We start from the raw sequence: 20,725 nt of genomic DNA, 5'->3' as shown, positions 1-20,725 counted from the left end.
TACCCTAGCTTGGTACAAAAATCTGCCAATATCAGCCATATAGGGTAGCGGTTATGTCTATCAGTCGTGTAAACTGTCGCCTTTATTCAGGCAAGCCACAAATTCACGCACTATAGTTAGCCTTTTATAGGGCTATGTTGTAAAGCTATGCATAGTGCACCGTGGTTATCCAGTCATCATGTCAATTGAGGAAAACATGGAGCTTGACGCTATTATCAATCAGGCAAAAGAACTGATTGACGCTGCACAAGATGCAGCCACTCTAGACCAAGTTAGGGTCGAATTCATGGGTAAGAAAGGTAAACTTACCGACTTACTTAAAGGGCTTGGCAAGTTATCTAACGAAGAACGCCCAGCGGCTGGTCAGAAAATTAACGTGGCCAAACAGCAAATTCAGCAAGCTATTTCAGCGAAAGGCGAAGCCTTGCGCAGTGAAGAGCTAAACAAGAAGCTTGCTGAAGAAGCCATTGATGTTTCGTTACCGGGCCGCACTGAAGCGCCGGGCAACTTGCATCCGGTTAGCCGTACCATCGCGCGTATTGAATCTTTCTTCGGAGAGCTTGGTTTTGCAGTTAAAACCGGCCCTGAAATTGAAGACGGTTTTCATAACTTCGACGCTTTGAATATTCCGGCTAATCACCCAGCCCGTGCCGACCACGACACTTTCTATTTCAATCCAGACATGATGCTGCGTACCCAAACCTCGGGCGTGCAAATTCGTACTATGGAAGCTGAAAAGCCGCCGCTGCGTATCATCTCGCCTGGGCGTGTTTATCGTAACGATTACGACCAAACCCACACGCCTATGTTCCATCAGGTTGAAGGTTTGATGGTAGACAAAAACGTAAGCTTTACCGACCTTAAAGGTATTTTGCACGACTTCTTGAATCACTTTTTTGAAGAGTCGCTTGAAGTGCGTTTTCGTCCGTCTTACTTCCCGTTTACCGAGCCATCTGCCGAAGTAGATGTTATGGGTAAAAACGGCCAGTGGTTAGAAGTACTAGGCTGCGGCATGGTACATCCTAATGTACTTAAAGCGGTAAATATCGACCCTGAAGAATACACTGGCTTTGCCTTTGGTATGGGCGTAGAGCGTTTAACCATGTTGCGCTACGGCGTGAATGATTTGCGTTCGTTTTTTGAAAACGATCTTCGTTTCCTTAAACAGTTCAACTAAGGCAGAGAGTAAGCATGAAATTCAGTGAAAAGTGGTTAAGAGAATGGGTTAACCCTGCTTTGTCGGCTAACGAACTGTCTGAACAGTTAAGCATGGCTGGCCTTGAAGTTGATGGTGTTGAACCTGTTGCCGGTGAATTCAGCGGCGTATTGGTTGGGGAAGTGGTTGAATGTGGCCAGCACCCGAATGCTGATAAATTACGTGTTACCAAAGTAAACGTAGGTGATGGCGAGCTTCGCGATATTGTTTGTGGAGCGCCTAACTGCCGTGCAGGTATTAAAGTTGCTGTTGCTGTTGTAGGCGCGGTGCTACCGGGTAACTTTAAAATTAAAAAAGCGAAATTGCGCGGCGAGCCTTCTATGGGCATGTTGTGCAGTTTTTCCGAGCTAGGTATTAGCGACGATCACGATGGTATTATTGAATTGCCAGCCGATGCCCCAGTAGGCACTAATATTCGTGATTACCTAGACCTAGACGATACCTCTATTGAAGTTGATTTAACCCCGAACCGAGCAGACTGCTTGGGTATTCGTGGCATTGCCCGCGAAGTGGGTGTGTTGAACAACTTAGATGTGTGCGAACCGGCCATTAGCCCTGTGGCTGCTACCATTGACGACAGCATTGCAATTAACTTGAGCGCTCCTGAAGCGTGCCCACGTTATGTAGGCCGAGTGCTGCGTAATGTGAACGTAACTGCTGCTACGCCGTTATGGTTAAGCGAAAAGCTTCGCCGCTGTGGTATTCGCAGCATCGACCCTATTGTTGATGTTACTAACTTTATTTTGTTAGAGCTTGGCCAGCCAATGCACGCGTTTAACCTTGCTTCAATTGAAGGCAGTGTAAACGTGCGTATGGCAAATAAGGGTGAAACCCTTACCTTGCTTGATGAAACAGAAGCTAAGCTTAACGACGATACGTTAGTGATTGCTGACGACAACAAAGCCCTTGCTATGGCGGGTATTTTTGGTGGTTTACATTCAGGTGTAAATGCAGAAACCAAAGATATCTTGCTAGAAAGTGCCTTTTTCAGCCGCGATGCCATTATGGGCCGCGCACGTCAGTATGGTTTACATACCGATGCGTCGCACCGTTATGAGCGTGGCGTAGATTCACAACTTCAGCGTAACGCCATGGAGCGTGCTACTGCCCTTATTCTAGAGATATGCGGTGGTGAAGCAGGCCCGGTTGTTGAAGCGTGTGAAGAAGACAAACTGCCTAAACAAGCCAGTGTTTTACTACGACGTGATCGTTTAGCACGTGTGTTAGGTATAACCATAGACGACGCTCAAGTGCTTGAAATTCTTGAACGTCTTGGCTTAAACGTTGTCCAAACCAATGAAGGTTGGGAAGCGAAGGCGCCAAGTTATCGTTTCGACATTGCTATTGAAGAAGACTTGATAGAAGAAGTAGCACGTGTGTATGGCTATAACAACATTCCACATGTTGCGCCAACTGCTGCGTTATCTATGTTGCCTTCACAAGAAGCGGTGTTGCCGATTAACACAATGAAGTCGTTATTATTAAGCCGTGGCTATAATGAAGCGATAACATACTCGTTTGTCGACCCTAAAATACAAAACGCGCTATTTCCTGATGCGAAGAGCATGGTATTGCCGCATCCTATTTCATCAGACATGTCTGTGATGCGTGTTAGCTTGTGGCCTGGTTTATTGGGGGCTACTGCTTACAACCAAAAGCGTCAGCAGGGCAGAGTACGTCTTTTTGAAACAGGATTACGCTTTATTCCTCAACAAGATACGTCTAATGGTGTATTGCAACAGCAGGTTATTGGTGGTGTAGTAGCAGGGCGTCGTAACGAAGAGCACTGGGATTTAGGCGACAACCCAGTTGATTTCTTCGATGCAAAAGCAGATGTAGAGGCTTTACTAGCGCTAACCGGTAAAACCGGTGAGTTTAGTTTTGTAAGTGCCCAGCATAGTGCGTTGCATCCGGGTATGACTGCAAAAATTTTGCTTAATGATGAAGAAGTTGGCTATATTGGTGCTATACACCCTCAGTTTACAAAGTTATTGGGTGTTAATGGTCGAGTGTTTGTGTTCGAGCTTGAAGTTGAAGCTGTTATCGCACGCAAATTACCGTCTGCCGCGCCTGTATCGCGCTTCCCATCGAACCGCCGTGATATCGCTATTACGGTGAAAGATGAAGTGAGTGTAGGAAATATTCTTTCTTACATAGAAGAAATTGGCGTAAATCAACTAGTTGGCTTAAACTTGTTTGACGTGTACAAAGGCAAGGGAATTGAACCTGGTTACAAGAGCCTTGCATTGTCACTTCACTTACAAGATCCGGAAAAAACCTTGGAAGAAGCTGAAATTCAGCAGGCTGTAGATACTGTGGTTAAAGGTCTGGAATCTGAGTTTGAGGCCGCGTTAAGAGAGTAAACTATGGCATTGACCAAAGCCGAGATGGCTGAACACCTATTCGAAAAGTTGGGCATTAATAAACGTGATGCTAAAGATCTGGTAGAGCTTTTTTTCGAAGAGATAAAAGGCGCTTTAGAAGCTGGTGAGCAAGTAAAACTGTCAGGTTTTGGCAACTTCGACTTGCGTGATAAAAATGAACGTCCGGGCCGGAACCCTAAAACCGGTGAAGACATTCCAATTAAAGCGCGTCGGGTGGTAACTTTCCGCCCGGGTCAGAAATTGAAGAGTCGCGTAGAAAACTCTTCACCTATCGACCAGTAATCTACCGGTCGTTACAATACTTATGAAAGAGCGGGGCAACTCGCTCTTTTTTGTATTGCCTTTTTAAAAACCAGTAACCTTGTTGCTGCGTTTCTTTTCACTATGTCTGGAGGAAAGTGTGGTTAAAGCGCTTCTCATTATTGCTGCCGTTTTTATGTGTATTGTTTTTGCTGTTGCAGGTTGGTTTGTTTATTTAGCGGAAGATACTAATCAGCGCGATCAAGCATCGGCGCAAGTTCCTGTTATCACCCTAATGGAAATTCTTCACGCTAGTGATTTACAAGCGGGTGTTAAAGAGGCCGTTAGAAATGGCGACGAAGAAGCCATTAATACGTGGATGGAACAAGCACAAGTGGTGGCTGAAGCTGGTTATTTAGCGCAAACTCATATTGAATACTTAGGCTCGCAGCAGGCCCACGATTACGTGGTGTTTAACGCTAAACGACAGCTTTTTAATGAAGCGTTTGAGGCGCGTTATTATGCGCTTAAAGACATGGGAAATTTAAAAGAAGAATACCCTGAAGCGTATGATTTATTCGATCGCACTGAAGCCTTGCTTGAAAAGCGTGACGCCATCATTATTCAAATGGCGTCAGCCCTATCAGGTACAACGCCCCCAAGTGAAGCGGCATTGAATGAAGCGAAACAACGCTGGCTAGCACGTGCTGAAGGTGATTCGCTGTCGCTAAGTATCGACCAGCCTAAATAAGCAAAAAAAAAGGCTTAGCGGAAACCAAAAAAGCGCTATAAGAAAGCTAAAGCCTGATTTTGTTAGCTGGCCGCAATCTCTGCTGCCTTAGCTTGCGTTAAGCTAAGAATGTGTTGTGGTGTTATTTCTAGCTCTAAACCCCGTTTACCTGCACTTACGTAAATAACCTCGTGTGCTAACGCGCTTTCATGCAACACGGTTGCTAGGCGCTTTTTCTGCCCTAATGGGCTTACCCCTCCCAATAAATAGCCAGTACTAGCAACCACGGTATCGCTAGGTGCCATGGTAATTTTTTTAACGCCCAATACCTTTGCCAGCTTTTTTTCGCTTAGCGTGGTGTTTACTGGCACTAGCGCTACAGCCAATTTATTGGTTTCATCACTTACCACTAGCGTTTTAAAAACCGAACTAGGGTTAAGGTTTAGTTTATCGGCTGCTTCTAATCCATAAGAGGGCGCATTGCTATCGTGATGGTATTTTAAAATAGTATGGGCAATACGCTTATTCTTTAATAGGGTAATAGCGGGCGTCATCGGTTTATCCTTCGTCCTTCGGATACCATTGGCGTAGGTGTATAATTTTACCTGGCAGTAATGGAGTAGCCGCTTGTGTGGCGTAGTCGCTAAACCCAGTTTTAAAGAAGGGCGATAAAGGATGGCCCGACTGCGCACCAGGTAGCGTTAGAATGGCATCATCTAAATGGCCGGGGCTAACAAAAAAGCGTTCAGAAGCCCCAAAAGTAGCAGACTGTACTGCTGGCATGTAGGTATCGCCAAACCCTTCTACCGTATCCATATTGAGCTTGTGCCCCACAAAGGGAATTTGTTTTGAGAACGGGTGCTTCACGGTAAGTGCATTAACACTGCCCCAACGTAAGTCTTCCATATTGGCTTCAATCGGCGAGTATTCATCTAATAGTGTATGCTTTGCGCGGCGGTAGGCATCTACAAGTAAATCATCAAAAGATTCAGTACCTTCAGGTAGCCAGCTATCGGGCTGGGTGTGAATAAGTTGCCAAACGGCAGGCTCGATGCCGCGAAGTAACGAACGGCTTTGTACGCCTTGGTTATCGATGCTAGTGAGTATCTTACCAAACAATTGGCTTACCACTTCTTTGCGAAAATGCTTTACTAGGGTGTAACCTACAGAGTCTTCGCACGCGCATTCCCCCCATTTACGTAAGTAGGCTAGGTCGGCCTTAAATTCGATATTATCGTTTAATAACAAGCCCGATAATAGCTGCTGCCACGGAAGCAAAAATTGCGCGTGATTGTCTAACTGAATAGCATAAAAATCGTTTTCATTGAATGTGTCTTTTTCGAAAAGGCGATCTCTTATTTGCTGGCCTCTAGCACCCAGGGCATAGCCACCATCACCTAATCTTGCCACGTCATCGGCGGAAATTACCCGCGCATTGGCTGTCCATATTCTGTTGCTGCTTGGGTTTTTCACTACTGGTAGATTAGTGGTGCGAGTTGGGGCGGTTGGGGTAACGGTGTTTTCGTCTATGGCAGTAAATGAAGCTTGTTCTCTGTTCATTACTGCGCCGCCGGGTAACCATGCTGCGCTGCCAGAATTATCTACTATCACCATGTTTTGCGTAGGTATAGCAATGTCTTTGCCTACTTCTATAGCGTCGTCAACGGTATTGGCGGTACCTAAATTAACAATGGCAAGGTTAACCGCAAAAGGATGATGTGCCACCCAATTTAATGCGTAACGTTTACCGTTAACGTGTTTAACGGGGCCGTACTCGCTAAGCTCTAACGTGTAAGTATGCGATACCTCTTTACTTACTATGACTTCATCTACCATTTGAGTAGGTGTGTCGTCGGCAAGGGCTATCCAATCAAGGTTGTCTAGGTTGGCATTCGTGAAGCCCCAAGCCACTTTGTTGTTAGTGCCAACAATTACGCCAGGCAAGCCGGGAAGTGAAACCCCCGTTACCGACACGCTCGTAACCGATGAACTTACGGCCGACACGTCAGGGCTTTGATACGCTTCGCTTATTGTAGCGCGGGGGGCGTCTTTGTAATTAAGCTGAGTACGGTACCAAATAATAGGAACGCGCAAGCCTAGGTGCATGTCGTTAGCCAGTAAACCGCTTCCTGTGGCTGTAAGGTTACCGGTTACTGCCCAATTGTTACTGCCTATATCAGGCAGTTCTTCAGCGTTGTAGGTTTGTAGTGATATTTCTGTCGTAATAGGTGCCACAGAATGAATATTATCGCCACCTGATACTGAATCAGTTGAACTAGGCTCGGGGGAAACAGGTTCAGACGGAGTAGACTCCGATGAAGTAGGCTCTGGCAATATGGGGTAAGGCGGTACGTCGGCATGATAAAGCGCCAACTCACTGCCATCTAAGGCGGCTTGATAACGGCTAGGCTGGGTGATGAAGTTATATAGCGGCGTACCGTAAGTTTCTTTTAGTGCTGTGCGCGCCAAGTCGATTTCAATTTGCCCGCCTTGTAAATCTAAATACATGCTGAAGGCTACCAAAATACTATCGGTGGGTTGCCAAGGTGAAAGTGTTAACCCTGCTGCAATATATTCGAAGGGCGGCACGGTGTATTCGTCTAGCGCGGCATTTACGCCATGAGAATAACTTACCAGCAGTTGCTTTTGGGTTAATGGTAGGCTGTCGAAAACTTTTACAGCGCGTTTTGAGAACAGGTGGAAGCGGGCGTTTTTATCAATCTCTAGCGCAACATCGCCTACCCATTCAGCCAACCGGCCCGATGCACTTCTGCGTTGTAAGTCCATTTGAAAGAAGCGGTCTTGGCCGTGGGCAAAGCCTAGGGCATATGCGGCATCGAATTTGTCTTGCGCGTTAATTACGGCGTGGCCCATATTGTCGCGGGCAAGGGTAGCGGGCGCGGTAATGCGAGACGAGGCGTGGTTACCGTCTAATGTGGGTAAACTAAGGTGCAACGCCATATAAACGCCACCTAGTGCTAAAACGACTAATGCAATTGCACCTAAAACCAACCACTTAATCCAATTTAACACGTGTATTACTCCATTTTTTTCTCTATCCTAACCACACTATCTACAAATTTGAAGTGATGTTTTATGACACGTTTGCGAGAAACACTATGGGCCCGTTAATGCTTGACTGTCAGGCAGAGCGTTTATTGCCTGAAGAGAAAGAAAAACTAGCACATCCTGTGGTGGGCGGCGTCATACTTTTTAGCCGTAATTTTTACGATTGCGAGCAACTTACTCAGTTAGTAAAAGAAATTCGAGAAAGTGCCAATAGGCCTTTGTTAATAGCGGTAGATCACGAAGGTGGCAGGGTTCAACGTTTTCGTGAAGGGTTTACCAAGTTACCCGCTATGGGCAAGTTAACGGGGTTGGTACAGGCGCAAGCTGCGGGTAAAGATATTCACTGGACCGAGTTACCCGAAGAAGAGCAGGACGTAGAAGAGACTGTAGTCAACCAAGCCACACTAGAGTTAGCTAAAGCGTGCGGCACCATTATGGCCCATGAGCTAAAACAGATAGATATCGATTTTAGTTTTGCCCCTGTGCTTGATATTAACGGTGTATCGCAAGTGATTGGCGACAGGGCATTTGCCGAAACTGCAGAAAAGGTTATTCCACTTGCCAGTGCGCTAATAGAAGGCTTGCAAGTTGCAAACATGCCAGCTATTGGAAAACATTTTCCGGGGCATGGCAGTGTGGCTCCCGATTCTCATGTGGCATTGCCTATAGACGAAAGACCCCTTGAAGAAATTAAACAAACTGATATGGTTGTTTTTGAAAGATTAATTTCTAAACAGTTGCTAGATGGTGTAATGCCAGCGCACGTTATTTATTCTCAAGTTGATAGCAAGCCAGCCGGTTTTTCCGAACACTGGTTACAAAAAATATTAAAGCAAGACTTGGGCTTTAACGGTGCAGTGTTCTCTGATGACCTGTCTATGCACGGTGCCAGTGTTGCCGGAAATTATGTCGATCGTGCCCAAGCGGCATTATCAGCAGGTTGCCATATGGTATTGGCATGTAACAACCCGAAAGGGGCGGAATCTATTTTAGATGCGCTGCCCCATTCAACAGACTCTTTCGAGGCTTTAACCTCACTTTACGGGCGCAAACCAGCTGTGCATGCCAGTGCAGCTTATAAAAACGCATTAAAGGTGTTGTCGCGCTATGGAATCGGTTAAACCGAAACTAATAATAATATCCTTCGTTAGCGCAGTTGCTCTGTATGGAGTGCTGTTGTTTGTAGGCCTGTCACATATTATGGCCATTAGTGCGGCCATTACCGTGCTGGTGGCCATGTTGTGGGTTACCGAAGCTCTGCACATTGCGCTGCCCGCACTCATTCCTTTCTTCGCCTTTCCTATGGCGGGGGTTATTAGCTATCAAGACGCAGCATCGGCATTAGGTAACCACGTTATCTTGTTACTGATGGGCGCTTTTATGTTGTCTAAATCGCTAGAAAAATCTGGCGTTCATCAACGTTTAGCGGTGTACCTTATTCGGCTAACCGGTGCGAACAGTGCCCGCAGGCTGGTATTTGGTTTTATGTTTACCTCAGCTATTTTAAGTATGTGGATTTCTAACACCGCCACCACGCTAATGTTACTGCCCATTGCGCTTGCCATTATTCATGCATCTAATTCGCCTAAACTAGGTGTAGCCGTGTTACTGGGTATTGCTTACGCCGCTAGCGTGGGCGGTGTAGGTACGCCTATTGGTACGCCGCCCAACATTATTTTCATGAGCGTGTATCAGCAAACTACGGGCACAGAAATTAGCTTTATTAACTGGATGAAAACCGGTGTGCCTATTGTGTTGGTGGCATTGCCGCTAATGGCGCTGTGGCTAACTCGGCATTTAAAAGGCGAGAAGACCGGTGGGTTACCCGATGTTGGCCCTTGGCGAAGTGCAGAGGCACGTGTGCTGGGCGTGTTTACTTTTGTGGCCATGGCGTGGGTGTTCAGGCCTTATTGGACGGCATGGTTCGGTATGGATTTTGTGGGTGACAGTACCATCGCATTGGCGGGGGTAGTGCTAATGTGTGTTATTCCTAATGGTGAACGCGAGCCTACTGCTACGGGCAGCAAACAAGGCTACTTGCTCGACTGGAACACCGCTCAGCAAATTCCTTGGGGAATGTTGTTGGTGTTTGCTGGGGGTATTTGTTTGGCGCAAGCCTTCACGGCGTCGGGCTTAAGTGAATTGCTAGGGCAGGGCTTAACCGGGCTAGCGGTGTTACCGCTGTTCTTGTTGGTACTAGTGCTGTGCTTATCGGTAAGTTTTGTAACTGAAATTACTTCAAATACAGCCACGGCCACGTTATTGATGCCTATTTTGGCCAGTGCCGCTGTGGCCATAAATGTAGACCCGCTTATTCTTATGATGCCAGCCGCTATTAGTGCCAGTTGCGCGTTTATGATGCCAGTGGCAACACCGGTAAACGCCATTGTGTATAGCAGCGGTGAGCTTACGGTGAAAACCATGGTACGCGAGGGCGTAGTGCTGAATATTATAGTGGCATTTGTGGTTACCGCTGGTGTGCTATTAACGCGCACCTAGTTTTCTTATCTGTACAGGTAAGCGTTATTTAGCGACTATTTATTAGCGTTTAGTTAGCGTAAATTTCACTTACCTGAATGCCGTGAGGCGTTAGCCGTGCTTATACGGCCACTTCATCAAAACCGGCTTCGGCATTTAAGAAGCGGGCGAAGGTAAACAAGTAGTCAGACAACCGGTTTAAGTAAGCAGGCACTACGGCAGGTACATCGTAGTGCTTGGTAAGCACTATAACCGCACGCTCGGCTCGTCGGCATACTGCACGGCATACATGGCTTTGGGCAGCCGCTTTACTGCCGCCAGGTAGTACAAAGGTAGTTTGCGGGCCCAGTGTGGCTGTCATTTTATCAATATCACTTTCAAGCTTAACAACATCGTCTTGCGTTAAGGTAGAGCTAGCTGAAATAGCAAAACCTGCCTGAAACAGGTTGCGCTGAATAGTATAAATGTCTTCTTTTAGATGCACGGCTACCATAGCGGCCAACAAACCCAAGTGACTGTTTAGTTCATCAATATCACCGTAGCTTTGTACTACCGCATCGTCTTTTTCTACTCTTACTGGCTTATCGGCATATATCTGCGTACTGCCTTTGTCACCGGAACGGGTATAAATTTTCATGCTGGTATTTAGTCCTTGGGTTTTTACTTTTCACAAGCGTTGTCTACAAAAACTTATTCTTCGGGCGCGCTAGGGCGTTTGTAACGGCGAATTTGCACCACCATGCCAAACAGGGGGTGATCAAAGTAATGAAGCTGGTTACTTATTACACGGCGCTGTTCACTAAAGGGTAACGACACTAACTGATATTCCGGCGTAGCGTTGGCGGAAACATTGCTGCTGTTTAGGCTACTAATAGCGCTTGTCGAGTTTGTTGCCGTTTGGCCTTCAACAGGAATAGGCTGGCGATAGAAAAGCTCGCTGTCGATATGCAAATAAGGCACACGGTTTATGTATTTTAAAAATACCTTCATGTTGCCGTCTACTTTCCAAATAGGCGCACGAAATGCCGCACTTATATTGCTTTCATCGGCATCGTCGATAACATCTGCGTTGTCTAACGCTAGTAAATCTTTAAACAATATGGGCACAGGGCTAGCAAGCCGTGCATCTAAATCGTAAAAGAAGTCACTTGTCATGGTTTCGGTGCTGTCTATGTTTGATGAAAGCTGCTGGGTGTAATCCTGGCTTTCGTTCAATCCGCCGGCAGAGCTGGCATCAAGGCGCTGGATTTTGTCTTCCAAATTCTGATAGCTGTTTTCATCGAAGCTGTTTTCATCAAGTTCGCTTGAGCTTTGATTTACCGTCAACGACGTAGCACTGCCAAAGCGCAAAGGTGGCTGCGGTGGGCGCTGAACGCCGTCTTGGTCAAACTCATCTGAAAAGTTATTACCGGCAAAAAGGCGAACGTTAAAGGCTTTGTCTTTACCGAATTTTACAGGCTGACGCCAAGTAACATGTAACAAGCGAGTGAGGTCGCGGTTTTGTCTAATTTGTCGCGACAACGACGACATCTCTTGAGCATTCTTCGTTAATAAATGGGCGTGGCTAGCGTATGGCCAATCGTTACCTTCAGGAGTGATAGGTAGCTCTTTAGGGGCTGGTAAGCGGTTGTCTGGGCGATGAATATGCCATTTACTATCGTAATAACTCAACCAAGGCTTATGCACCACACAATACGGCTGGTTCGGTACCCTAATGGTTTCAATTTCATCTAACCCTAAAAACGCAACCCAATGAGCGGCTATTTCTTCTGGAGATAAGCCATCATTTGATAAGTCATCATTTAATGCCTGAGAGCTCAGTTCATCGGCGAAGTTAGTTCGAGTAGATTGAGTTTGATTTGAGTAGGCCGCACCAGACTTTGTGTTCGAGGCTTGCCCAGTTAATTGGCTAGAGGCTTGCCCAGCTATTTGGCCTGCGGCCAGCGAGCCAGATGGCCTATTCATTTCACCAGAAACATTAGCGAAATAATCGAATTCAGGCCATTCAAGGGTGTTGGTTTCACCACAAACTGCAATGCCTTGTTTAAGCATGCTGATATCAGGGGTTATAACCGCACCTATCACATCGGCATCTGTGGCAGGAACTGCAAGGGAATCAGCTAAGTCGAACTGCTCTTCAAGGGCAGACATTGCCACCTTTCTTTCAAAAACAATAACTTCAACATCAAACCACCAGTCGTCATCTGCCAACAACGGGGTAGAAGCCAATACAGCAAGTAGTGGGCTCCAACGAAAAAACCTCATGTTATCGCGACTCCTTTGCAAGGTCGGCAATGATATCGCTAATAAACGCAATGCGCGCTTTTGCGGTATCAGTCTGTTTTACTAATCGTAGTTTCTGGCTGCCTTCAAATTTGAAAGTATTTGGCTTGGTTTGTACAAGCTGAATAATATAGCCAGGGTCAACCTTGGTGGTATCTGTAAACTCTATGGTACCGCCTTGTGCTGACAAGTCTACTTTAAGCACGCCTATAGCTTCTGCTTTTATTTTTATTTCCGCCACTTCTACTAAGTTTTTAGCGGGTTCAGGCAATAAACCGAAGCGGTCGATACATTCTACTTGGAATTCGTCTATATCGTCTTGGTTTTTACAGCTGGCTAAGCGTTTATATAGCGATAACCTAGTGTTTACGTCAGCAATATAGTCATCAGGCAGAAGGGCAGGAATACGAAGCTCAACTTCTGTGTGGCCTGCCATGGCATCGTCTAGCGAAGGCTCTTTGCCTTCTTTTAGTGATGTTACCGCTCTATCTAGCATATCCATGTAAAGGCTAAATCCGATACTGGCAATTTGGCCAGACTGGTCATCGCCCAATAGTTCACCTGCGCCACGAATTTCAAGGTCGTGGGTGGCTAGCGCAAAACCTGCCCCTAAATCTTCAAGTTTAGAAATAGCGTCTAGTCGCTTAGCTGCGTCTTTGGTCATACGCTTAGGATGCGGCGTAAGTAAATAAGCGTAGGCTTGGTGGTGTGAACGCCCCACACGGCCACGCAATTGGTGCAATTGGGCTAGGCCTAAGTGATCGGCTCTGTCCATTATGATGGTATTAGCACTGGGTACATCAATACCGGTTTCAATAATGGTGGTACACACCAACACGTTGTAGCGCTGGTGGTAGAAGTCGCTCATTACATTTTCAAGTTCGCGTTCGCGCATTTGGCCGTGGCCCATGGCAATACGCGCTTCAGGTACAATTTCGGCAATTTCTTCGGCAGTTCTGGCTATGGTATCTACTTCGTTGTGAAGGAAGTACACCTGCCCACCACGTAAAATTTCACGCATTATAGCTTCACGAATGATGGCTTTATTGCGTTGTTGTACAAAGGTTTTAATTGATAAACGTCTTGCTGGCGCGGTAGCAATAATCGATAAGTCACGCATACCCGACATAGCCATATTCAGGGTTCTAGGAATAGGCGTAGCGGTAAGGGTAAGAATATCTACATCGGCGCGAAGGGATTTTAGCTTCTCTTTTTGACGCACCCCGAAGCGATGCTCTTCATCAATGATCACTAAGCCTAAGTCGCTGAATTTAATATCGTTCGACAGCAACTTATGCGTGCCTACTACAATATCTACCTTGCCATCGGCAAGGCGCTGCATGGTTTCTTTTTGGCCTTTAGCGCTAACGAATCGACTCATGACTTCAATTTCAAACGGCCATGCGGCGAATCTATCTTTAAAGTTCTCGTGATGCTGTTGGGCAAGTAGGGTAGTGGGCACCAAAATAGCCACTTGTTTGCCTTGGTTCGCGGCTAAGAATGCCGCACGCATGGCGACTTCGGTTTTACCGAAACCTACGTCACCGCATACCAATCTGTCCATGGCTTGTGGGCTACCCATGTCATGAATAACCGCCGCAATAGCTTGTGCCTGATCCGGCGTTTCTTCAAACGGGAAGCTGTCGGAGAATTTTTGGTAGTCGTCCCAATCAATATTGTAAGCAAAGCCTGGCTTTGCGGCACGTCGTGCGTATACATCAAGTAATTCAGCGGCCACATCGCGTACTTTTTCAGCCGCTTTTTGTTTAGCTTTGCTCCATGCATCAGTGCCAAGTGAATTAAGCGGTGCGTGATCGGCATCGCCGCCCGTGTACCTTGAAATTAGGTGTAATGACGCTACGGGCACATACAGCTTGGCTTGCTTGGCGTATTCAATGCACAAGTATTCAGTGGTAACGCCGCCTGCATCTAGGGTTTGCATGCCAATGTAACGGCCCACACCATGATCTAAATGCACAACGGGCTGACCGGTAGTAAGCTCAGCCAAGTTGCGAATAATGGCACTTTCGTCGGTAGCCGTACGCTTATCGCGAAGCCTACGCTGGCTTACTTTATGGCCTAATAGCTCGGTTTCGGTGATAAACAGCAATTCGCCACTATCACTTCGCCAGTTAAAGCTATTTTCAACCATGCCTACGGTAATACCAATGTTATCGCTGGCACTAACAAACGAGTTGAACGATTCAGCCGCTTTGGGCTTAATGCCCGCCTTTTGTAATACGGTAAGCAGCCCTTCACGGCGGCCTTGGGTTTCTGCGCAAAATAGCACTTTAGCACCGCGCTTTTTGGCATTGTTCACCGTGGCAATTAATTGTTCAGCCGGTACTTTCTTTTGGGTGTTAATAGCAATATCGTCAAGCTTATCGCAGCCTAAGTTGAAACTGCCCGGCTTTTCTTCAATGATTTCTTTTGACAGGGATACACGCGGCCACTGTTTAATTTCGCCGAACAAGGTATTTATAGGTAAAAATAAATCTTCAGGTGGCAGTAAAGGCCTTGCTGGGTTGTATCTGTGTTGTTCGTAACGCTCTTGAATGTCTGCCCAGAAAAACTCGCTGGCATCTTGTACGTCACCGTGTAACAACAGCACACTTTTGGGGTGCAGGTAATCAAACAAGGTAGCGGTTTTATCAAAAAACAGCGGCAAGTAATATTCAACGCCGCTTGGCATGGTGCCTTTTGTGACTTGAGAAAACACCGATTCTGAGGCGTTGTTCGCATCGAACTTTTCTAAAAAGCGCTGACGGAAAAGGGTAATAGATTCTTTGTCGGTAGGGAATTCCCGTGCGGGCAACAGCTTTATTTTTTCAACCGCATCGCCAGACCGTTGGGTTTCGGTATCGAAAAAGCGAATAGAGTCTACTTCGTCGTCGAACAAATCAATACGAAACGGCTTGTCGCTACCCATGGGGAATAAATCGATAATGCTACCGCGCACCGAAAATTCACTGTGGCTCATTACCTGGCTTACGTGTAAGTAGCCCGCTTGTTCTAAGTTGCGTCTGAATTGGTCTCTATCAAGGGTGTCTCCCTTATTCAGCATCAACAAATATTTTGCGAGGTAGTCGGTAGGTGCCAAACGTTGCATCAAGGTGTTTACCGGCACAATGAAAATACCATTTACCTGCTGGGTAAAGCGAAATAAAGTTTCTAAGCGCTGCGAGACAATATCTTGGTGTGGAGAAAACGAATCGTAGGGCAGGGTTTCCCAATCGGGAAATACCGTAATAGGTACATTTGGTTGCTCAGCTTTATTGCTGGGCATAAAAAACGCCAACTCTTTTTCTAGTTTTAGCGCCGAAGGTGTGTCGGCTGTTACCAGCACAATAGGGCCGTTGTATTGGGCTTGTGCTTGAGTGATGCACAGTGCGGCGCTGCTGCCTTGTAACTGACCCCATTGCTTGTGGTCTTGCACAGAGGCGGATTTTTTCTGGGTCGGCAAAGGCAAAGATAAAAGAGTTGCTGTCATGTCGTCCTATAAACTACTTATTCGGTTTAAGTGTGTTGCTTGCTTCTGTTTTCTGACTTTTGTTGTATGGCTTTTTTAGTACTAGGCTCCGGAAGCCTTATCTTGCGCGCGCTTTTTAAGTTGCTGCGTTTGCAAATGCAAGCTGGCTCGAACAAGCAATTCTTGATCTTGCTCGCGGATGCTATTGAAAACAAAAGCTATATGGTAGCTATCCTCGACGTTCTCGCAAGTAATAACTTCTCCATAGCAAAATATGGCGGCCGCTTCTGTATCAAGAAATAACTTAAGTTCAGCTTGGCTGCCGATGTTCATAGCGGTTGGGCTTTTAATAATTACGCCCCCGCCACCGAGCTTTATTGTGCTAAAACGATGATCTGGTTCATCTTGCTGGTGCAAAATAAATGACATCATCAAATCTATTTTGCGGGCTTGGTGATTTAGATATTCAGCCAACGATTCAGCATGGTCGCTTAAATGGCGCAACGGGCGAAGTGCTTGAGCTTCAATGCTAGCCATTTCGCTGGCTACACGAAACGCGTAGGGCATGGCTTGCTCTAAACCCGCTTCAGAAGGCACGGATTCACCTTCAGCGAGTGGTTTCACGTTAATATTAACGCTGTGCTGAATAGAGAAATACTCATCGAACTGGGCTTTTTTTTCTTCTAGGCTTAGGTTTTCCATCATATCTCCCGCCACTTATCTTGTACGGCCAGTAGCTTACACGTAGTATACGCACTTTACTATTTTGAGATTGCCCCGTCATCACACCTTTGGACTAAGCGCGCATTATGTATTTCCCTCTTCCCGCTTTTATTGCTTATCGGTATGCGAAATCTGGCCCGGCGCAGTCGTCTAGCCAAAATAGCTTTGTTTCCTTTATCAATCGTTTTTCTGTTGCTGGTATTGCCCTTGGCCTTACTGCGCTTATTATTGTGCTTTCTGTTATGAATGGCTTTGAAGCCCAGTTAAAGCAGCGCATTTTGGGCATAGTGCCTCATATTGAAATTAATGCGCCTGTTGAAGAAAGCTTTGTAATGGGCTTGCCTAATGTGGTGGCAAGCATGCCTTTTCGAGAAGCCGAAGCAGTAGTGCAGTCTCGCTCAGACTTACGTGGTGTACAGTTACATGGCGTGCAAGCGGATAGCATGACGCAGCACACTATGGTAGCCCACGAAATGCAACAGGGTAGTTTTGATAGCCTAACGGCAGGTAGTTACAACGCTATTATTGGCCGTGCCCTTTCTATGCAATTGAATGTGCGGGCCGGCGACAAACTTCGGGTAATGGTGGCTGGTGCCAGCGTGTACACTCCATTTGGCCGTATGCCAAGCCAGCGGTTGGTCACTATTTCAGGTGTGTTCGACATGGGCTCGCAAATGGATGACAAAGTTATTTATATGCAGCTTGATGATGTGAACCGGTTATTACGAGATGTATCGGGCAAGAACACGGCTACCAGATTATTCTTAGACGATGCCTTTTTGTATCAAGACACGCTCAAACCTATTGTTGACGCGGATTTACCTGTACGTACCTGGCGCGAGCGCCAAGGGCCCTTGTTCGATGCAGTAAAAATGGAAAAGAACATGATGTTCTTAATGCTGCTGTTAATTATTGCTGTGGCAGCGTTTAATTTGGTTTCGTCTTTGGTGATGGTGGTGTCGGAAAAGCAGGGCGATATTGCGGTATTGCAAACCCAAGGCATGCTACCAAGCACCATTATGACGGTATTTGTATTGAATGGGCTGTTTAATGGCGTAAAGGGCGCAGGTATTGGATTAGTTGCAGGTGTGGCTATTACTTTACTGTTAAACCCTGTGATGAGTTTGCTTAATGTGCCTATTGCGTTGTCGTCAGACGGGCAGGGGCTACCTATTGATATGCACTGGCTGCAAATTGTTTCTGTCACGCTATTTTCATTGTTACTTTGTATTGTGGCGAGTATTTACCCTGCTAGGCGTGCCATGAAAACGCAACCTTCGCAAGCACTTCAAAACGAATAAGATAGTTAAATTGCCGTGCAAATCGCGGCGAAATTCACTATAATCGCGGACTTTAAATTTCGGCCAGTGAGACGTCATGAACAAGAATTTTATCACCTCGCAAGCGTTGCTTCAGGATTCCTTTCGTTTAGCAGCAAAGGTGTATGATGACGGGTTTCGCCCCGATTTCATCATTGGTATTTGGCGCGGTGGTGCACCTATCGGCATAGCGGTACAAGAATATTTTGAGTTTAAAGACTATTCTACCGACCACATTGCGGTACGTACTTCTTCTTACTATGGCATTAATAAGCAATCTAAAGAAATTCGTGTTCACGGTTTACACTACTTAGTGGAAAACGCTGATGCAGAACACAAGCTACTTATTGTTGATGATGTTTTCGATTCAGGCCGTAGTGTTGATGCGCTTATTCAGCAAATTCGCAAACTGATGCGTTTGAATATGCCAAAAGACATTCGTATTGCATGCCCTTGGTACAAGCCTCAGAACAACACTACTGACATAGTGCCTGATTACTTTGTGAACGAAAGTGACGAGTGGTTAGTATTCCCACATGAAATCGCTGGTTTGAGCGAAGAAGAAATCCGCGAAGGCAAAGGCGAACTAGCCGATGTAATGGATATCTTGTTCGACAAAAAGTAAGCGCACGCGCTAGCTGTTACAAAAACACCCATAAAAAACCGCCAACCAGGCGGTTTTTTTGTGCCTGCAATTAACGAGATGCAATTAACGAGACACCCATGTTAATTATCAAGAAACCCACATTAATTCGGTATTCTCTTATCAAGACACCCATGTTATTTCGGTATTCTCTTATCAAGACACCCATGTTATTTCGGTATTCTCTTATCAAGACACCCATGCTATTTCGGTATTCTTTTATCAAGACACCCATGCTAATTCGGTATTCTCTTATCAAGACACCCATGTTAATTCGATACTCTTTTATCAAGACACTCATGTCTATCCGAAACCAGAGTTAATCGGTCACCCACCTTTATACTCATCAATATAGGGTGGGTGTCCTTCTTATTCCTTCTTATTTTTAGGCCTACAAACGTGGGTGTCCTCATAACTTTGTTCATAACTATGATGTGAAAAAAACATGGGTGTCTCATTAAGGCGGGATTGGTAAGTTGCGGGGAAATACTGGAAATGCTCATATTAACTGCACGTTAATTAGCGTGGGTGTCCACGTAAATCCTACGTAAACTACTTGAGCCACAAAGGTGGGTGTCTCTATATCATTGAAGCTGAAATAAACGTGGGTGTCTTGTTTAAGGTTATTATTAAGGCTCTCGCTTAGTTGTCGAGATAAAACTTGTCGTGGAATGTGTAAACCCAAGTGGGTTGATAGATGACGAGTAGGGTGATGGCCATACCGTTAAGCAGGGCTTCTGGAAATACCAAAAGTGGAATAAGCAGTACGAAGTTGTCGAAAATGACGTCCCACGTGTAAATGCCTTCAACAAAATAGTAGCCCGCTAGTGTGCCTGTTTTAAGGGCGATGCTGAGTGCGCCTGGAAAGAAAGCGCACACAAAAATATAAACGAACAGTTGGCGGGGCAGGTGGTGAAATGAAACTAAATATACAAAGTAGGTGACCGCGACAGGCAGCATTACTCCCAATACACCATTGATTCCTAATGTTTGCCATTGTGCAAAACCAGCGGCAGTAGCTCCCAACAGGGCAAGGGTTCCAGCTAGAATTGCGTAACGAAACCCGAGCATAAGCGTAACCACACTTAAACCAACAAAGTGAACATCTAGCCCTTCAAAAATACCTACTTTGAAAATCCAAAACGCGAATAACGCAGCGGCACTACCAAATAGCAGGTGCTGTTGGTGTTTATCACCCATTAGGCCTACAACAGAAATTTGTTTAATTACCCCAACAAGAGTTAAGCAATATAAAATAAGGCCAAGCCACTGTAACGTTGTCACATACACTCCGATTGATAATTACGGAACATTTATTATTTACTGTAAGTAGCCCAAATAGGCGCATGATCAGATGGTTTCTCAATGCCGCGAAGTTCATAATCTATTCCGGCATCACTCAATCTGTTATGCATAGATGGGGTAGCTAAAATAAGATCAATACGAAGCCCACGATTATCATTAAAACCTTTTGAACGATAATCGAACCACGAGTATCTGTCGGTTGTATCAGGGTTCAATGTTCTAAAGCTGTCTTCAAAACCCCAATCCATCAGTGTGTTCAACCACACTCTTTCTTCGGGTAAAAAGCTACATTTGCCGGTGCGCAACCAGCGCTTTTTATTTTCTTCGCCAATTCCAATATCTGAATCGGTATGGGAGATGTTCACATCGCCCATTACAATGACATTTTCATCTGGCGTATGGTGGGTGTCTAGGTAAGTCATCAGATCTTTATAAAACTTACGTTTTGCTGGATATTTGGTTTCGTGCTTTTCGTTTTCGTCTTGCGGGAAGTAGCCATTTAATACGGTAACGGGCTGGCCGTCGCTGTCAGTGGTTTTCAATATGATCATGCGACGCTGTGCATCTTCTTCATCGGTAGGAAAGCCCATAAGCACTGACTCAGGCTCTTTTTTCGCTAAAAAGGCCACACCGTAGTGACTCTTCTGACCATGAAAATAAACGTGATAACCCATCGCTTCAACTGCTTCGACAGGAAACTGTTCGTTGTGAACTTTTATTTCCTGCAGGCCAATAATGTCAGGCTGATGTGCATCTATTAATGCTTGAAGTTGATGAAGACGGGCGCGAATGCCATTGATATTAAATGAGATTACTTTCATAAGAGCTTCTTAAAAAACGGAATTGATGAATACTAACAGAATGCT

At 45.7% G+C, this 20,725-nt stretch carries 16 protein-coding genes; 8 read left to right on the top strand and 8 right to left on the bottom strand.

Features of this window, described 5'->3' with window-relative positions; genetic code table 11:
• The first annotated feature begins 196 nt into the window (after positions 1 to 196).
• The 4 genes from pheS to AVL57_RS07220 all read left to right on the top strand — a co-directional run bounded on the left by pheS (position 197) and on the right by AVL57_RS07220 (position 4,591).
• Entirely contained in the window at positions 197 to 1,177 is a 981-nt protein-coding gene (gene pheS, locus AVL57_RS07235) for a phenylalanine--tRNA ligase subunit alpha (protein WP_057792517.1), read from the top strand.
• A gap of 14 nt (positions 1,178 to 1,191) precedes the next feature.
• Positions 1,192 to 3,579: a phenylalanine--tRNA ligase subunit beta gene (pheT, locus tag AVL57_RS07230; protein WP_057792515.1), complete on the top strand. Its 2,388-nt coding sequence runs from the start codon at positions 1,192 to 1,194 to the stop codon at positions 3,577 to 3,579.
• Positions 3,580 to 3,582: 3 nt separating this feature from the next.
• Positions 3,583 to 3,882 (top strand): integration host factor subunit alpha, encoded by a 300-nt coding sequence (gene ihfA / locus AVL57_RS07225; RefSeq protein ID WP_013784550.1) that lies wholly within the window; start codon positions 3,583 to 3,585, stop codon positions 3,880 to 3,882.
• Between the two features lie 118 nt (positions 3,883 to 4,000).
• A complete protein-coding gene (locus AVL57_RS07220; protein WP_057792514.1) occupies positions 4,001 to 4,591 on the top strand; it encodes a hypothetical protein in 591 nt (196 codons plus the stop codon).
• A gap of 62 nt (positions 4,592 to 4,653) precedes the next feature.
• On the opposite strand, the gene ybaK is transcribed toward AVL57_RS07220, so the two are convergent.
• Positions 4,654 to 5,124, bottom strand: a complete 471-nt coding sequence (gene ybaK, locus AVL57_RS07215) for a Cys-tRNA(Pro) deacylase (RefSeq protein ID WP_057792512.1) — start codon at positions 5,122 to 5,124, stop codon at positions 4,654 to 4,656.
• Between the two features lie 4 nt (positions 5,125 to 5,128).
• Positions 5,129 to 7,603 (bottom strand): penicillin acylase family protein, encoded by a 2,475-nt coding sequence (locus AVL57_RS07210; protein WP_057792509.1) that lies wholly within the window; start codon positions 7,601 to 7,603, stop codon positions 5,129 to 5,131.
• Between the two features lie 98 nt (positions 7,604 to 7,701).
• Here AVL57_RS07210 and nagZ point away from each other — a divergent pair, with 98 nt between their 5' ends.
• Both nagZ and AVL57_RS07200 read left to right on the top strand, forming a co-directional pair.
• Positions 7,702 to 8,760: a beta-N-acetylhexosaminidase gene (gene nagZ, locus AVL57_RS07205; protein ID WP_057796213.1), complete on the top strand. Its 1,059-nt coding sequence runs from the start codon at positions 7,702 to 7,704 to the stop codon at positions 8,758 to 8,760.
• Complete coding sequence (locus tag AVL57_RS07200) at positions 8,747 to 10,138, top strand: SLC13 family permease (RefSeq protein WP_057792508.1); 1,392 nt, start codon at positions 8,747 to 8,749, stop codon at positions 10,136 to 10,138. Before nagZ ends, AVL57_RS07200 begins: the two co-directional genes overlap by 14 nt.
• Before the next feature lie 100 nt (positions 10,139 to 10,238).
• Here AVL57_RS07200 and AVL57_RS07195 read toward each other — a convergent pair whose 3' ends face one another.
• The 4 genes from AVL57_RS07195 to AVL57_RS07180 all read right to left on the bottom strand — a co-directional run bounded on the left by AVL57_RS07195 (position 10,239) and on the right by AVL57_RS07180 (position 16,571).
• Positions 10,239 to 10,754, bottom strand: a complete 516-nt coding sequence (locus tag AVL57_RS07195; RefSeq protein ID WP_057792506.1) for a cob(I)yrinic acid a,c-diamide adenosyltransferase — start codon at positions 10,752 to 10,754, stop codon at positions 10,239 to 10,241.
• Positions 10,755 to 10,807: 53 nt separating this feature from the next.
• Complete coding sequence (locus AVL57_RS07190; protein WP_057792504.1) at positions 10,808 to 12,382, bottom strand: CsiV family protein; 1,575 nt, start codon at positions 12,380 to 12,382, stop codon at positions 10,808 to 10,810.
• Position 12,383: 1 nt separating this feature from the next.
• Positions 12,384 to 15,890 carry a transcription-repair coupling factor gene (gene mfd, locus AVL57_RS07185; protein ID WP_057792502.1) on the bottom strand — a complete coding sequence of 1,169 codons (3,507 nt, stop codon included), beginning with the start codon at positions 15,888 to 15,890 and terminating at the stop codon, positions 12,384 to 12,386.
• An 81-nt stretch (positions 15,891 to 15,971) separates the two neighbouring features.
• Positions 15,972 to 16,571 (bottom strand): PilZ domain-containing protein, encoded by a 600-nt coding sequence (locus tag AVL57_RS07180; protein ID WP_057792501.1) that lies wholly within the window; start codon positions 16,569 to 16,571, stop codon positions 15,972 to 15,974.
• Between the two features lie 107 nt (positions 16,572 to 16,678).
• On the opposite strand from AVL57_RS07180, the gene AVL57_RS07175 reads away from it, so the two are divergent.
• Both AVL57_RS07175 and AVL57_RS07170 read left to right on the top strand, forming a co-directional pair.
• Positions 16,679 to 17,893, top strand: a complete 1,215-nt coding sequence (locus AVL57_RS07175) for a lipoprotein-releasing ABC transporter permease subunit (protein ID WP_057792499.1) — start codon at positions 16,679 to 16,681, stop codon at positions 17,891 to 17,893.
• Between the two features lie 76 nt (positions 17,894 to 17,969).
• Positions 17,970 to 18,536 (top strand): phosphoribosyltransferase, encoded by a 567-nt coding sequence (locus AVL57_RS07170; protein WP_057792497.1) that lies wholly within the window; start codon positions 17,970 to 17,972, stop codon positions 18,534 to 18,536.
• Positions 18,537 to 19,196: 660 nt separating this feature from the next.
• Here the strand turns inward: AVL57_RS07170 and AVL57_RS07165 are convergent.
• A complete protein-coding gene (locus AVL57_RS07165; RefSeq protein WP_057792493.1) occupies positions 19,197 to 19,838 on the bottom strand; it encodes an energy-coupling factor ABC transporter permease in 642 nt (213 codons plus the stop codon).
• Positions 19,839 to 19,870: 32 nt separating this feature from the next.
• Positions 19,871 to 20,680: an exodeoxyribonuclease III gene (gene xthA / locus AVL57_RS07160; RefSeq protein ID WP_057792491.1), complete on the bottom strand. Its 810-nt coding sequence runs from the start codon at positions 20,678 to 20,680 to the stop codon at positions 19,871 to 19,873.
• Positions 20,681 to 20,725: the final 45 nt, after the last annotated feature.

The sequence above is a fragment of the Alteromonas stellipolaris genome (genome assembly GCF_001562115.1).
Lineage (GTDB): Bacteria > Pseudomonadota > Gammaproteobacteria > Enterobacterales > Alteromonadaceae > Alteromonas > Alteromonas stellipolaris.
Note: the sequence above shows the minus strand (reverse complement) of the source record. Positions and strands in the feature narration are given on the sequence as shown.

What these genes read in the sequence shown, in the direction of transcription:
- pheS (WP_057792517.1), top strand. Translation starts at nt 197, where the DNA reads ATGGAGCTTGACGCTATTATCAATCAGGCAAAAGAACTGATTGACGCT.
- pheT (WP_057792515.1), top strand. Translation starts at nt 1,192, where the DNA reads ATGAAATTCAGTGAAAAGTGGTTAAGAGAATGGGTTAACCCTGCTTTG.
- ihfA (WP_013784550.1), top strand. Translation starts at nt 3,583, where the DNA reads ATGGCATTGACCAAAGCCGAGATGGCTGAACACCTATTCGAAAAGTTG.
- ybaK (WP_057792512.1), bottom strand. Translation starts at nt 5,124, where the DNA reads ATGACGCCCGCTATTACCCTATTAAAGAATAAGCGTATTGCCCATACT.
- nagZ (WP_057796213.1), top strand. Translation starts at nt 7,702, where the DNA reads ATGCTTGACTGTCAGGCAGAGCGTTTATTGCCTGAAGAGAAAGAAAAA.
- AVL57_RS07200 (WP_057792508.1), top strand. Translation starts at nt 8,747, where the DNA reads ATGGAATCGGTTAAACCGAAACTAATAATAATATCCTTCGTTAGCGCA.
- AVL57_RS07195 (WP_057792506.1), bottom strand. Translation starts at nt 10,754, where the DNA reads ATGAAAATTTATACCCGTTCCGGTGACAAAGGCAGTACGCAGATATAT.
- AVL57_RS07190 (WP_057792504.1), bottom strand. Translation starts at nt 12,382, where the DNA reads ATGAGGTTTTTTCGTTGGAGCCCACTACTTGCTGTATTGGCTTCTACC.
- mfd (WP_057792502.1), bottom strand. Translation starts at nt 15,890, where the DNA reads ATGACAGCAACTCTTTTATCTTTGCCTTTGCCGACCCAGAAAAAATCC.
- AVL57_RS07180 (WP_057792501.1), bottom strand. Translation starts at nt 16,571, where the DNA reads ATGGAAAACCTAAGCCTAGAAGAAAAAAAAGCCCAGTTCGATGAGTAT.
- AVL57_RS07175 (WP_057792499.1), top strand. Translation starts at nt 16,679, where the DNA reads ATGTATTTCCCTCTTCCCGCTTTTATTGCTTATCGGTATGCGAAATCT.
- AVL57_RS07170 (WP_057792497.1), top strand. Translation starts at nt 17,970, where the DNA reads ATGAACAAGAATTTTATCACCTCGCAAGCGTTGCTTCAGGATTCCTTT.
- xthA (WP_057792491.1), bottom strand. Translation starts at nt 20,680, where the DNA reads ATGAAAGTAATCTCATTTAATATCAATGGCATTCGCGCCCGTCTTCAT.